Consider the following 12483-nt stretch of genomic DNA (forward strand, 5'->3'; position numbering starts at 1 on the left):
ATTTTCAGGGAAGGTGATCGTGGCGGAGAGGGGGGGATTCGAACCCCCGGTACGCTTTCACGTACGCCGCATTTCGAGTGCGGTACATTCAACCACTCTGCCACCTCTCCGCGAGATCATCAGGGGCCCCCGTGGGGCCCGGTTGAGGAGGGCTATGTAGCCAAGGAGCCTTTGCCTTGCAAGCTGATTCTTCACAAAAATTCTGATCTAATTCAACGCTGCCAAGGTAGGGTCAGACCGGACGCAGATGCACCGATGTTATCGGGGCCCACATAGCGGAAAAGCTCCGCCGGACGGCCTCCTGTATCGGTCGCAAATCGCCCCGTTGGCGTGACCAGTCCGGTGCGTTCCACACCCCTGCGGAAGTTCTGTTTATGCAGGGAAAGACCGGAAACGGCTTCGGCGGCGGCTTGAAGATTGGAAAGGGTGAACTCCTCGCCCATCAGATCGAACAGGACAGGGCGGTATTTCAGCTTGCTACGCAGCCGCCCCAGTCCGGTTGCAGCAATCCGGCGGTGGTCGGATGCCATGGGAAGGTCGTTGAGCAGAAGGCTCTGCGATTGATCCGTGCGGTGATGGTCGCGTCGCGATTCTTCTACGAGGTCAGCCTCGTAAAGAAGTTCGTAGCGTTCGAGGACGCGTTCCTCGTTCCAGCGGGTGGCTTCGCCCGTTGCAAACAGTGTTTGGACGCGGGCCTGTTTGCGCGTGTCGGATCCGGCCCAGTCGTTGAGGGTTGTCGTGAGGCTATGCAGAACGGCGGGAGGTCCGCTTCGCCAGTCTTCCCACGGAAAGATGTCGAACAAAGGCGTCCAGCGTGCATCCTGTCCTGACTGGCCCAGCGGTGCAGAGGCGCTGTCACGCGTGAGGGTCAGGTAGCCTACCGACACTTCGCGGGCCCTTACGGGACCCGAGGCAGCACGCGGCGAGGCGCGACCGATGTCCCCGAAGGTGTAGAGCTGTTCGACAAAGCCCAAAGGAAAGCCCGTCTGGGCCGTTACAAAATCTCTGAGGGCCAGTTCGAAAGTGCGGTCCTTGACCGGATCGAACGGCCCGAACGGAAGCGCAGGCGCGCCATCGGGCGTGTGGGTCGTGAGAACCGCAGCCTGACGATTATGCATGGCGATAATGACGGCAGACAGTCCGATGCGGACGCCGATAGGGCCGTCGGCTGTCTGGGTGTTGGTCATGTCGCCGTCGGTCATCATCGTCCTCTTGGCGGCAGGGAATCAGGAAGTGATTCAGGCCTTGGTGATCAGACCTGTAGCTTCGGCCAGTTCCTTGTAGCGGTCCACATAAGCTTTCTGGGCTTCGAACGCAGGCATCGGTTCAAGCGTGATGGAATAGCCAGCGGGCGGCGCGCCGAAAATCTGCACCGACTCGCGCTTGGTGAAGCCAGCCAGTTGAGTGGCTTCGAAGAAAGCGCAGGCACGGTCGGCCTTTTTGATCAGGGTCTTGATGTTGAGCGGCGTCTTGGGAGGCAGTTGGAAGCGAACGTGGATGGCCGCTTCAAGGCGGGCTTCGAAGTCTTTGTAGGACGAGCCCAGAGCCGATTTAAACGGCGAGATCATGTCGCCGATCACATATTCGGACGCGTCGTGCAGCAAGGCCGCCAGCCGCCATTTCGGCTCGAGGCCGGGACGGATATGGGCGCAGATTTCCTCGACGATCAGAGAGTGCTGGGCGACCGAGAAGGCGTGCTCGCCGATGGTCTGACCATTCCAGCGAGCCACGCGGGCCAGACCGTGGGCGATGTCCTCGATCTCGATGTCGAATGGCGACGGGTCCAGCAGGTCCAGACGGCGTCCCGACAGCATACGTTGCCACGCGCGCGGCGGCTTGGGCGTGCGCGGCTTTTTCGGAAGGGGGGCCAGTTCGTCGTCGTCGTGAAGCGCCAAGGGGATCGTCCTGCTCATGGGCTGGTCAGGTGAACCACCAAGACGGCGCTTTCAAGTGCGACGGAGGTAAAACCTCGGATTAATCCCCGACGTTTAGCGTCACCAGTTCGCGAACCGAGTCCACAATGGCTCCTTCGTCACGGTCGCGCGTGCGGAAGGTCGCCAGCGCAATCGGACCGCCGCCCGGACCGCGCGCGTCATATCCGACCACACGCCAACCGTTTGCGTCCGGTTTGGACATGGCATGGATCATGGTGGCGCGGATGGCATTGCGCGTGACGGCCTTGACTGTCGCGCCGTTGTCATCTGCCTGCACGTCGAGGCCGTCGCCCGTGACGGTGCTGCCCTTGTCGTCGGCATTGATGACCAGACCACCAATGCGGATGTTGGCCTTGTTGCCATCGGCTTCGATACGCATGCCGGGCAGACTGACGTTTGCTCGGTCACCCTTGGAGGAGAGGCTCAGTCCCGGCATGCGCACCTCGGCGCTCTCGATATTTTCGCCCTCAACAGTGGTGTTTTGGGTTTCTGTCGCCGTGACTGCGATCGGACCGTTGCGGGCTTCATCGGCGGGGATTAGCGTGTTCTGGAACCGCTTCAGAACGTCATCGACGTTTTGACCGTTCAACTCCACCAGATGCAGTTGAACCTCGGCACCGCGCGGACCGGAATAGGTGCAGGTGCGGCCGTCCACACTCGCTGAGCCAATGCGCGTCAGGACCCCTTGATCCGCAGGGCACTGGAGGCTGCTGATGACCTTCAGACCCTTACCGGCGTCACCTTTGCCATCGGTGTTGATTTCGACGCTTCTACTGACGCGGACGCCATCGCTGGAATCGCAAGCGGCCAGCAGAAACACAGCGGTGATTGGCAAGACGAACTTATACATGTCCAACTCCTAAGCCCGCTCAAATTGGCAGCTTACCGCGCCAAAACCAGTGAATTCGCGGTAACTCGATTTTGTAATGGAACCAAACGGGGTCACCCGCCCGGACGAACGCCTTCGCGACGTGCAAGGAACGCCAGTCGTTCGAACAGGTGGATGTCCTGTTCGTTCTTCAACAGAGCACCATGCAGGGGCGGGATCAGCTTGGTGGGAGACTTTTCACGCAAGGTCTCCGGATCGATCTCGTCAACCAGCAGCAGTTTCAGCCAATCGAGCAGCTCGCTGGTGGAGGGCTTCTTCTTCAGGCCCGGCGTTTCGCGTACCTCATAGAAGGTTTTCAGCGCCTCGGACACCAGTCGCGGCTTGATGCCGGGGAAGTGGACCTCGACGATGTTCTTCATCGTCTCGGCGTCGGGGAAGCGGATGTAATGGAAGAAGCAGCGACGCAGGAAGGCGTCCGGCAGTTCCTTCTCGTTGTTCGAGGTGATGACAACGACAGGACGCACATCGGCTTTAATGGTCTCGTTCGTTTCCTGAACGTAGAACTCCATCCGGTCCAGTTCCTGAAGCAGGTCGTTCGGGAACTCGATGTCGGCCTTGTCGATCTCGTCGATCAGCAGGACGGGGCGCACGTCGGAGGTGAAAGCCTCCCACAGCTTGCCCTTTTTCAAATAGTTGCGGACGTCGTGAACACGCTCGTCGCCCAGCTGACTGTCGCGCAGGCGGCTGACGGCGTCGTACTCATAAAGGCCGTTATGGGCCTTGGTCGTCGACTTGATGTGCCAGGTGATCAGCGGCGCATTCAGCGCCTTGGCCAGTTCATAGGCCAGAACCGTTTTGCCGGTGCCGGGCTCGCCCTTGATCAACAGCGGACGCTCCAGCGCCACAGCCGCATTGACCGCGATCTTCAGATCATCGGTGGCGATATAGTCCTGCGTGCCTTCAAAACGGGTGCTCATACGAAACCTGCTCCTGATACGACGATCAAGAGCAGGTAGCTTAAAGAGACGGGGCTGAACAGTGTTCAGGTGATGTGTTTGGGCGAAGGCGGGTCGCTGGCGTCCATGGTTTCTTCAACCGCTTCGTCAATAAGGGCTTCCTGACGGTCCTCGGCCTCTTTGATCTTGTCCCTCAGCTGATCGGTCTTGCCGTCATTGGGAGCGACCTTGCGGGTAGCGGGACCTTCGACGTCCTGTTCCTCGCGCGGGGTAGGGGGCGGGGTCTTGGTCATGTCCGTTTCCTTCCTGTTATCGTCATAGCCCAGCTGTTCCACGTCATCGTCAGACAGACGCTTCGCTTCCCAATGGGCGGCGCTGGCTTGAGCCCCGCGCTGGTTGCGCATGAGGCCGGTGTAAACCAGCTCGATTTCGTCGGTAGCCCGGGGCTGCTCGGCCAACAGCGCGTCGGCCTCAGCTTCCAACGGCGAGATGTCGTCCTCTTCGCTGAAGTCTTCTTCTGCAGCGGGGAGAGGAATGCCCTCCGGTCGCGGGCGTGTGGCGTCGAATACGTCTTCCATCTCGTCCAGCAAGGCGTCGCCATCGCCTTCGTCGTCGAGGTGGGTCTCGTCATAGACTTCGGCCGAATCTTGCGGATCGAAGCCGTTGTCGAAATCGGGTTCCATATCTGCCATGGCGGCCTCCTGCGCATCGATCAGGAGACTAACGGGGCTAGCGGCAACGCTGTTCCTCGCAAAAACAACGAAGCGAGAAGTTTCAGGCGCGAATTCGGCGCAAAACAACCTAAAGTCGGCTGTGGAAACTTGGCTGTGGCGGTGTAGTCAGAATAATTGATTAACCACGTCGGGTTACTTTTCATCAGCCGCCAACCGTCACGGTGGGCGCTCCTACGGAGACTTTGACTCTTGGCTCTGAAACTGTCGCTGAAGCCCGGCGAGAAATTCGTGCTGAACGGTGCCGTTGTCCAAAACGGTGACCGCCGGGGTGTGCTGGTCCTACAGAACAAGGCCAGTGTCCTGCGCGAAAAAGACATCATGCAGCCGGCCGAGGTGAATACCCCGGCGCGCCGCATCTATTTCCCGATCATGATGATGTATCTGGAAGAGAGCGACGCTGCGAAATACTACGACGAGTTCGCCCTTCGCCTGTCAGAGTTCATGGGCGTGATCCAGAATCCTGCGATCCTGAGCGAATGCGTCAACTGTTCGCGTCACGTGATGAACCGCCAGTATTACAAGGCCCTTATGGGCGCGCGTAAAATTGTAGAATACGAAGAGCAAAGGCTCGGCAATGTCCCTTCAGGCGTACAAAGCGGCATCGACGCGGGCTGAATCCCCACGCGAAGCTGAATACAGGCTGTTCGGTCAGGTCACCCGTGCCCTGATGCACGCCTCGACCTTGGACAAGTCCAAGTTTGCCGAGCGTATGGATGCATTGGACTGGAACCGCCGCCTGTGGTCGACCCTGGGCACGGCGTGTTCGGATCCGAACAATGCGCTGCCGCAGGCTCTGCGGGCCCAGATCATCTCGCTGAGCCTGTTTGTGGCCAAACACACTTCGGTCGTCGCGCGCGGGGAAGATGATTTCAACACGCTTATCGATCTGAACCGCATGATGATGCAGGGTCTTAGCGGTCAGGCATCCTGATACTGCACGCTCCCGCAGGGGCGTTGTATTCGGTGGGACGGCCTAGAACAGGCCGTCGAACCACCCGATAATACCGCTGCCGATGGCGGCGACAGTCTTCCAGACCAGCATCAGATAGATACCGCTCGCCGCCGTGCCGATGGCTCCGAGCAGGATAAACACGCCGTCGCGCTGGACGATGCCAAGACTGAGGACGGCGATAGCCAGACCGGGCAGCATGTCGCCGAACGGCACCGGCAGAGCCATCATCACCGCCAGAAGAATACAGGCGACGCCGATCAGTGTGTCGGCCAGTTCGCCCGTCATGAACGGCCAGCGCGGTCGTGTCAGGCGCTCTGCGGCGCGCAGCAGGCTAAGTGGCGACTGGGTCTTGGGGCGCACGGCAATTCGGCGTCGCCACCAGCGGGCGACGGTGCCGTTTCCCTTGGCCATCAAACGCGACCGTGCCCAACGCGGAAGCGCGACCGGACTGTTCAAAAGTCGACGGTAGGTCTCGCGCTGTACGTTGCTACGCATAATGCCGGCGGGCAGCCACAGACGGCTTTTCTGGAACGCCATCTCGATCGACAGCAAGATGATGGGTACCGAGAAGACTGCCTTGCCTCCTGGCGGCCACGGGAACAGTGCCATCAAGGCCAGCAGAAGCAGCATGGCACCGAAGCCGCGCTCTCCGAAGGCCTCGACCATCTCGCGGATCGTTAGCTTTGGATCGCTGCCATATCCCAACGACTCGAGGACGTCGGAGAAAGTCCTGCGCTCGTCGGAGGTCTTCAACACAGGAGTTGTGGGCATAGGGTCCAAGCAAGGGGAGGTCGGTAGAGGCCTTGTTACAGGCTATAACCAGCCATAGCGCGTCCCGTTGCGGACGCGAAGTATTGTTCTCAGAGAGTCGGGGCGAAAACACGACGGCGATTGGCCGCAGGCACCGACCTTAAGCGGCGTTGCGAGCAGGGCGACAGGTGCTGGCGTAAACCCAGACTGCGCCCCCCAATATGCACACGCCCAGCAGCGCCAGTAGGCCGCCCAGAACCATGCCATGGCTCTCGATGACCGGAATGCGCGAGCCATGCTGATAGGCCATATAGGCCGTCAGCCCCAGCATAACCCCGACGGCGGCCATCAGGACGACCAGTCCCAGATCGCTGTCGTCATTGGCGGCGTTGCGTTTGGGGGTGGACCACTGCGGCTTGGTGATCAGTCCTTCGTGCCGCATGACGCCTGTGGTGCCTAAAGGCGCTTCCAGTGGCGGAACTTGTGTTCCCGGTCGGCTGATCGGGGCCAGCAGTAACTGCAGAAGGGTGGGGCGCTTCTGTTCGTCCAGTTCGAACAGGGCGCGCTCGGCGCAGCGACGGCGATACGGCGTGTCGATAGGCGGTTGCTGACGTTCCGGAACACTGCCCAGAATCTCGGCCACGTCCTGCATGCGCCCGCGACGTAGCAGGCCAAGAATGTCCGTGCGCTCGAATCGTTCGATGCCGATGCTGTAGATGAAGCTGACCAGAGCATCGAACTGGTTCTGCGTCAGGGTACGGCGGACCTGCGTGTGCAGAAACCGGACCACAGGCAAAAGGTCGTGGAGCAGCAGCAATTCGGCTTCGGCTTCGGAAATCTCGATCCCTTCGCGAGCCGACTGGGTGTGGCCATAGCCGATCACCAGTGTCCCGTCGCGGCGCGCCACCGCCCGAGGACGAAAGCCCTCGAAGCTTTTGATCAGCAAAAGCCCTTCGCGGGACAATTTCTGATGCGGGGGTGACGCAGGTTTCGGCACGTAATGATCCAAAACGAAACGGGGAATCGAGCTTCACCGTTGAAACAGCAAAGCCTGTTCCAGCGTGGAGGGCCGTTTCGGGAATTTGGGAAATCGCGCCCTAAAGCAGGACGATGGTCGCCAGCCCCAGGAAGATTAGGAAGCCGAAGAAGTCCGTCGTTGCGGTAACGAACACAGCCGAAGAGACCGCGGGGTCGAACTTGAGCTTGCTGAGGGTCAGCGGTGTCACCACACCGACGGTCGCCGCCACCAGCAGGTTCAGCACCATGGCGGTGCTGATCACCGCGCCGATGCGCCAATCCTTGAACCAGAAGCCCGCCGCAATACCGACCAACGGCGACAGGACGATACCGTTCGCGAGGCCTACGGCCAGTTCGCGCCAGAAGGTGCGAAGGGCGTTGGACGAGTTCAGTTCGCGCGTTGCCAGTGCGCGCACCGTAACAGTCAGAGCCTGCGTGCCCGCATTGCCGCCGATGGCCGACACAATCGGCATCAGCACGGCCAGAGCAACGATCTGTTGGATCGTGCCTTCAAACACAGCGATGACCGCTGCGCCGAGAATGGCGGTGAACAGGTTGATGCCCAGCCACGGCACGCGGCCGCGCACGATCTCGAACACGGACGACGACCGGTCTTCGTCCGAGACACCGGCGAGGCGCAGGATGTCCTCGCGGTTTTCTTCCTGAATGATGTTCACGACGTCATCGACGGTCAGCTGACCGACGAGGCGGCCTGCAGCATCGACGACGGGAGCCGAGATCAGGTGGTATTTTTCAAAGATGTACGCGACTTCTTCCTGATCGACGTCGACGGCGATCTCGTTGATCGGCTCCATCAACTCGGTCAGGGGCGTTTCGCGCTTGGAGCGCAGAAGGCGCGAAATGGCGACGCCGCCAACCGGACGGTTGAACGGGTCGACCACGTAAATATCGAAGAACAGCTCCGGCAGTTCTTCGCCGTCGCTGCGGACGTGGTCGATGGTGTCGCCGACGGTCCAGAACTGCGGCGCGGCCATAACCTCGCGCTGCATAAGACGACCAGCAGTATCCTCGTCGTAGCCCAGCGAGGATTCGATGGCTGCGCGGTCGGTTTCCGGCATGGCGGCCAGAACCTTTTCGCGCTGGTCGTCCTCGAGGTCTTCGACAACGGCGGCGGCGTCGTCCGAATCCAGTTCCTGCAGGGCTTCGGCCAGCACGCCCGAGGGGACGCGTTCGAGCACCTCCTCGCGGATACCGTCGTCAAGTTCCGGCAGGGTTTCCGCCAGTAGCTCCGGCGGCAGCCATTGGACCACGACACCGCGGTGTTCGGCCGTCAGGAAGCCCATCAGGTCGGCGACGTCGGCGGGGTGCAGGTCTTCCAACAGGCCGCGCAGGCGCATGCCATCGCCGTCATCGGCGGCGTCGACAACCTTTTCAACGAAGTTGGCGGTAAGGGCGTAGTCGTCGCCCAGCGCGACGTGATCCTCGTCTTCGCTAATCATAGCGAAGACGTTGGGATCTTGGGTCTCATTATCCGAAGATAGACCGGGTTTCAGGTCGGCAGGATCCGTGTTGGTCACGTTTACGCCTCCCTAAAGATCGTATCCCGCTTGGTAGTAGGCGGGATTCGCCCTGTCTCTTCAATGGTGCGGTCGAGAAGACTCGAACTTCCACGGGTTGCCCCACAGCGACCTCAACGCTGCGCGTCTACCAATTCCGCCACGACCGCTCGCATCGGAGGCCGCTGAATAGGCTAGGCTTTTGAAAAAGGAAAGCCCGAAAAAGAGGAAAAATCAGGAAACTTGCCCCCAACCCTCTCATAACCCAGCAAAAAGCCCGCCGGAGCGGGCTTTGGCCTCTTAAATAAAACGCGGCTATCAGGCCTGGCCGGCCATATAGTCATAGACATCGGCGGTACGCGTGACGGTGATGGCGATCCGATCCTCACGAATCTCGATCTCACCACGCGCTACAGGATGGTTATTGGCCAGAATCCACACTTCGTCCTTGGCCGAAGCGTCCAGCGGAATCACGGCACCACGGCCCATGCGCAGAAGTTGCTGCATGGGCAGGACAGAGCGGCCCAGAACGACCGAGATTTCGACATCTACAGCTTCGATTTGGCTCACCGGTAACACCCACCACTAAAAGACGGCCTTGCGCTGCCGTTCTTGGAAGCACATTGAACCCACTATGCTTGATGAGCCGTTAAACATGTCCGAATCCGCATTGATCCGTGCCGATGGTCGTCCGGTCGAATGGGCCGTCTCGACCGGCTATGTCGATTACGAGCAGGCCGAGGCCGCTATGGAGGCGCGCGTCGCCGCCATTGCAGCGGGCGAGGCCAACGAGCTTGTGTGGTTGCTGGAGCATCCGCCGCTCTACACGGCAGGCGTGTCGGCCAAGGCCGAGGACCTACTGATGCCGGATCGTTTCCCTGTCTACAAAACCGGACGGGGCGGGCAGTTCACCTATCACGGCCCCGGACAGCGCGTGGCTTATGTGATGCTGGACCTGACCCAGCGCGGACGCGACGTGCGCGGTTTCGTGCATACGATGGAAGACTGGATCATCGGTGCCCTGAAGCGGTTCGACGTACACGCGGGCATGCGCGAAGGCCGCGTCGGTGTCTGGGTAGAGCGCAAGGGCGCAGGCTGGGCGCGCGAGGACAAGATCGCTGCCATCGGCGTGAAGGTCCGCAAATGGGTCAGTTTCCACGGCATCAGCCTGAACGTAGAGCCGGACCTCGACCACTTCGGAGGCATCGTGCCGTGCGGCATCACCGAGCACGGCGTTACCAGCTTGCTGGACCTTGGCATTCTGGCGTCGATGGATGATGCGGACGATGCGCTGAAGACATCGTTCCAAAAGTGCTTTGGTCCGGTTGTACCGGCGCAGCCGCCTATCTGATTGCCTAGACGGGCGGGCCGTGCCGGTTCAGGTGCGGCTGGCCCGGCAGGACAGCCAGAAGGATTAGGACAACGGCGACCCCTGCACCGGCCGCTGCGCAGGGCCAACCGTCCAGATGTTCGGCCAGTCCGATAGCGGCCACCACCAGCCAGCTCCACCAGCCCGATCGCCCCAGATCGTGCAGGCGTAGGGACATCACGCACATCGCCGAATAGGCGATCAGCAGCTTGGCCAGAAACGCTGCCCAGCCTGCCAACCCGTTGGCATCCGCCCACACCACCGCACCGGAGACCAGCGCAAGCACCGTCGCGCCGAAGGCAAAACGCACTCGACCGATCCGGTGTGTGGAGTGAAAGAACAGCTCGGTCAGTCGGAACATCAACGAAAGGTGGGGAGGTCTGTGCCGCGGGGATTCGCTAGGGGTTAAGGCCGTACCTTAGCCTAAGCGATAGGCGAGGGAAGCGGGCACCACTATCGCAGGCGGTGTTCCAGACCTATATCAAGACCATGACTGATAACGCACCGACCGACGCACACGCCGCCCATCGTTCGAACGCGGGTTATGATCTGACGCCGCCGACCGAGGCCGAGCGTGCCATTCTGGAAGCCGATCTGTCGGTAGAAGAGAAGCGGGTCCTGCTGGCCCATGGTACCGAAGCGCCCTTCTGCGGGACTTTGCTGGGCGAGAAGCGTCAGGGAACTTTCTGCTGTCGACAATGTGGCTTGCCGCTGTTCAAGTCGGTGACCAAGTTCGAGAGCGGGACGGGGTGGCCCAGTTTCTGGGAGCCGGTTGATCCCGAGCATGTCGTCGGCGTGCGCGATACGTCGTACGGCATGGTCCGAATCGAATCGCGGTGCGGTCGCTGCGATAGCCATCAGGGCCACGTCTTCCCCGACGGCCCGCCCCCCAGCGGCTTGCGCTATTGCATCAACTCTGTCGCACTGAGTTTCACCCCCGAAGGTGAACCACTGCCGGACCCCTTGGGGCGCGGTGATGGCACGGCCTGAATAAGGCCGTCTTTCGCGGAGTAAGGTAGTTCGTCTGTTCGAGAGGTGAGTGACGTGTCCATTCTGCTTCCCATCGCTGTGGCTCTGAGCTTTGGCGCAGCCGATCTGGCGAATGACCCCGATGGTGTCGTAGCAACGGCGCGTCCGGACCGTGGTGCTATTATCGAAACCGACGCCAAACCGGAGGTGGCTACGCCCTCGTCGACGGTATCGTCGGTGACGCAGAACCTTTCCACTGCCGAGCAAATCGACAACTGGCTCTCGAATCGTCCCGCGACGGCCGAGGCCCCTGTCTGGCGCGAAGAGCAGCCCCGTAAGATGACGGGCGAAGTCAGCTTGGGCATCGGCAGTCACGACTACAGCGACGTTTCGGCCCGTGTGGATATGCCCTTGGGCGAGCGAGGCTCCCTGAGCCTCGGCTTCAGCCAGACCAAGAATGCGCCCTATTACCGACCGGTGGGTCGCGATGGTCTGTTCTGGGATCCGCGTGATCCGTACGGTGAATGGACGTCCATGGGGCTGGGACGCGGGCAGTGGGTTACGCCCTCGGGGCGCAGTCTTAGCCCGGTTGACAATGGCACGCTGATTCCGCGTCGGGACCGGATATCGACCGAAGACTGAGCAGTTGCGTATTCGAGACTAATTGACATGTGACGAAATGCGATGGCGGCGCTAAGCCGCATTTGTCGTTTCGAGTTTCGTCATTATGTCCGGCGTCTCGACCCCTTTAGGATCAATATGGACAGTTTGTTGAGTTCCGTTGCCGAGTTCATCTCGCGCAACGCGATGTGGGCCGGATTGATTCTGGGGCTGGTGACCTTCGTTGAATCTCTGGTGGTGATCGGTGCGTTCATTCCGGCGACCGGACTACTGGTTATCGCTGGCACCATGATCGCGGCAGGCATACTCGATCCTTGGAACGTTATTCTGGGCTGCGTAATCGGGGCGTCACTGGGTGATGCTGTCTCGTTCGCGATTGGCCGCCGGATGGGCAGCGGCGTTTTGCGCCACAAATGGCTGCGTCCGCACCGCCGCAAGGTCGCTTGGACCCGCTTGTACTGCGCTCGCTATGGTGTGGCTTCGATCTTTATCGGCCGCTTCTTTGGTCCGCTGCGCGCGTTTGTGCCGACCATGGTGGGTGTGCTGCGGATGCGCCGCCGCACCTTCCAGATCGCCAATGTCACCTCTGCAATCGTCTGGGTACTGGCCATGGTCATCCCCGGTTGGTTGGTCGGCAAGGGACTGCACCATCTGGCCGAGGGCCACGGCAAGACGGTGGTCATTGCCGTCGCTCTGGTTCTGGTGGCGGGTGTGCTGGGCGTGCAGCGCCTAATGAAGGCGCGGGCCGCCAAGAAGAACCGGATGCTGCGCGGTGCCGTTACCGGCGACTGAGCCACTGCCGGCGACGAGGAACAGAAAAAGCCCCGATCCGGTT

At 60.9% G+C, this 12483-nt stretch carries 16 protein-coding genes and 2 tRNA genes; 6 read left to right on the forward strand and 12 right to left on the reverse strand.

Annotation, left to right across the window (positions count from 1 at the left end; genetic code table 11):
• Positions 1–20: 20 nt before the first annotated feature.
• The 6 genes from OB03_RS07060 to OB03_RS07085 all read right to left on the reverse strand — a co-directional run bounded on the left by OB03_RS07060 (position 21) and on the right by OB03_RS07085 (position 4411).
• Positions 21–110: transfer RNA gene (locus OB03_RS07060), tRNA-Ser, on the reverse strand.
• A gap of 102 nt (positions 111–212) precedes the next feature.
• Entirely contained in the window at positions 213–1202 is a 990-nt protein-coding gene (locus tag OB03_RS07065) for an NUDIX hydrolase (RefSeq protein ID WP_461343664.1), read from the reverse strand.
• Positions 1203–1238: 36 nt separating this feature from the next.
• Complete coding sequence (locus OB03_RS07070; RefSeq protein ID WP_461343684.1) at positions 1239–1814, reverse strand: YfbR-like 5'-deoxynucleotidase; 576 nt, start codon at positions 1812–1814, stop codon at positions 1239–1241.
• Between the two features lie 160 nt (positions 1815–1974).
• Complete coding sequence (locus OB03_RS07075) at positions 1975–2784, reverse strand: methyltransferase type 11 (protein WP_242914048.1); 810 nt, start codon at positions 2782–2784, stop codon at positions 1975–1977.
• A gap of 92 nt (positions 2785–2876) precedes the next feature.
• Positions 2877–3740 (reverse strand): AAA family ATPase, encoded by an 864-nt coding sequence (locus tag OB03_RS07080; RefSeq protein ID WP_242914049.1) that lies wholly within the window; start codon positions 3738–3740, stop codon positions 2877–2879.
• A gap of 65 nt (positions 3741–3805) precedes the next feature.
• Positions 3806–4411: a hypothetical protein gene (locus tag OB03_RS07085; protein ID WP_461343665.1), complete on the reverse strand. Its 606-nt coding sequence runs from the start codon at positions 4409–4411 to the stop codon at positions 3806–3808.
• A gap of 231 nt (positions 4412–4642) precedes the next feature.
• On the opposite strand from OB03_RS07085, the gene flbT reads away from it, so the two are divergent.
• Together flbT and flaF are read left to right on the forward strand one after the other, a co-directional pair.
• Positions 4643–5068: a flagellar biosynthesis repressor FlbT gene (gene flbT / locus OB03_RS07090; RefSeq protein WP_242914051.1), complete on the forward strand. Its 426-nt coding sequence runs from the start codon at positions 4643–4645 to the stop codon at positions 5066–5068.
• The gene (gene flaF, locus OB03_RS07095) at positions 5028–5384 is read left to right on the forward strand and encodes a flagellar biosynthesis regulator FlaF (protein ID WP_242914052.1); all 357 of its coding nucleotides are present in this window, start codon (positions 5028–5030) and stop codon (positions 5382–5384) included. Before flbT ends, flaF begins: the two co-directional genes overlap by 41 nt.
• A gap of 42 nt (positions 5385–5426) precedes the next feature.
• Here flaF and OB03_RS07100 read toward each other — a convergent pair whose 3' ends face one another.
• The 5 genes from OB03_RS07100 to OB03_RS07120 all read right to left on the reverse strand — a co-directional run bounded on the left by OB03_RS07100 (position 5427) and on the right by OB03_RS07120 (position 9259).
• The gene (locus OB03_RS07100) at positions 5427–6176 is read right to left on the reverse strand and encodes an exopolysaccharide biosynthesis protein (protein WP_242914053.1); all 750 of its coding nucleotides are present in this window, start codon (positions 6174–6176) and stop codon (positions 5427–5429) included.
• A gap of 139 nt (positions 6177–6315) precedes the next feature.
• Complete coding sequence (locus tag OB03_RS07105) at positions 6316–7101, reverse strand: lysozyme (protein ID WP_461343666.1); 786 nt, start codon at positions 7099–7101, stop codon at positions 6316–6318.
• Between the two features lie 151 nt (positions 7102–7252).
• Entirely contained in the window at positions 7253–8710 is a 1458-nt protein-coding gene (gene mgtE / locus OB03_RS07110) for a magnesium transporter (RefSeq protein WP_427846574.1), read from the reverse strand.
• A gap of 64 nt (positions 8711–8774) precedes the next feature.
• Positions 8775–8859, reverse strand: a tRNA-Leu gene (locus tag OB03_RS07115).
• A 148-nt stretch (positions 8860–9007) separates the two neighbouring features.
• Complete coding sequence (locus tag OB03_RS07120; RefSeq protein WP_242914055.1) at positions 9008–9259, reverse strand: FliM/FliN family flagellar motor switch protein; 252 nt, start codon at positions 9257–9259, stop codon at positions 9008–9010.
• A gap of 64 nt (positions 9260–9323) precedes the next feature.
• On the opposite strand from OB03_RS07120, the gene lipB reads away from it, so the two are divergent.
• Entirely contained in the window at positions 9324–10040 is a 717-nt protein-coding gene (gene lipB, locus OB03_RS07125) for a lipoyl(octanoyl) transferase LipB (protein ID WP_242914056.1), read from the forward strand.
• A 4-nt stretch (positions 10041–10044) separates the two neighbouring features.
• On the opposite strand, the gene OB03_RS07130 is transcribed toward lipB, so the two are convergent.
• Positions 10045–10419, reverse strand: coding sequence for a DUF805 domain-containing protein (locus OB03_RS07130; protein ID WP_461343667.1), 375 nt, complete (start codon positions 10417–10419; stop codon positions 10045–10047).
• 128 nt (positions 10420–10547) lie between these two features.
• Between OB03_RS07130 and msrB the strand changes: the two genes are divergently transcribed.
• The 3 genes from msrB to OB03_RS07145 all read left to right on the forward strand — a co-directional run bounded on the left by msrB (position 10548) and on the right by OB03_RS07145 (position 12440).
• Entirely contained in the window at positions 10548–11048 is a 501-nt protein-coding gene (msrB, locus tag OB03_RS07135; protein ID WP_461343668.1) for a peptide-methionine (R)-S-oxide reductase MsrB, read from the forward strand.
• Between the two features lie 54 nt (positions 11049–11102).
• Positions 11103–11669 (forward strand): hypothetical protein, encoded by a 567-nt coding sequence (locus OB03_RS07140; RefSeq protein ID WP_461343669.1) that lies wholly within the window; start codon positions 11103–11105, stop codon positions 11667–11669.
• 129 nt (positions 11670–11798) lie between these two features.
• Positions 11799–12440: a DedA family protein gene (locus tag OB03_RS07145; RefSeq protein WP_461343670.1), complete on the forward strand. Its 642-nt coding sequence runs from the start codon at positions 11799–11801 to the stop codon at positions 12438–12440.
• The last annotated feature ends 43 nt before the right edge of the window (positions 12441–12483 follow it).

This window comes from Brevundimonas sp. GN22 (assembly GCF_054824005.1).

Bases quoted from the DNA above. Each gene is read 5' to 3' on its own strand.
- OB03_RS07065 (WP_461343664.1), bottom strand. From the start codon at position 1,202: ATGACCGACGGCGACATGACCAACACCCAGACAGCCGACGGCCCTATC.
- OB03_RS07070 (WP_461343684.1), bottom strand. From the start codon at position 1,814: ATGCTGTCGGGACGCCGTCTGGACCTGCTGGACCCGTCGCCATTCGAC.
- OB03_RS07075 (WP_242914048.1), bottom strand. From the start codon at position 2,784: ATGTATAAGTTCGTCTTGCCAATCACCGCTGTGTTTCTGCTGGCCGCT.
- OB03_RS07080 (WP_242914049.1), bottom strand. From the start codon at position 3,740: ATGAGCACCCGTTTTGAAGGCACGCAGGACTATATCGCCACCGATGAT.
- OB03_RS07085 (WP_461343665.1), bottom strand. From the start codon at position 4,411: ATGGCAGATATGGAACCCGATTTCGACAACGGCTTCGATCCGCAAGAT.
- flaF (WP_242914052.1), top strand. From the start codon at position 5,028: ATGTCCCTTCAGGCGTACAAAGCGGCATCGACGCGGGCTGAATCCCCA.
- OB03_RS07100 (WP_242914053.1), bottom strand. From the start codon at position 6,176: ATGCCCACAACTCCTGTGTTGAAGACCTCCGACGAGCGCAGGACTTTC.
- lipB (WP_242914056.1), top strand. From the start codon at position 9,324: ATGCTTGATGAGCCGTTAAACATGTCCGAATCCGCATTGATCCGTGCC.
- OB03_RS07130 (WP_461343667.1), bottom strand. From the start codon at position 10,419: ATGTTCCGACTGACCGAGCTGTTCTTTCACTCCACACACCGGATCGGT.
- msrB (WP_461343668.1), top strand. From the start codon at position 10,548: ATGACTGATAACGCACCGACCGACGCACACGCCGCCCATCGTTCGAAC.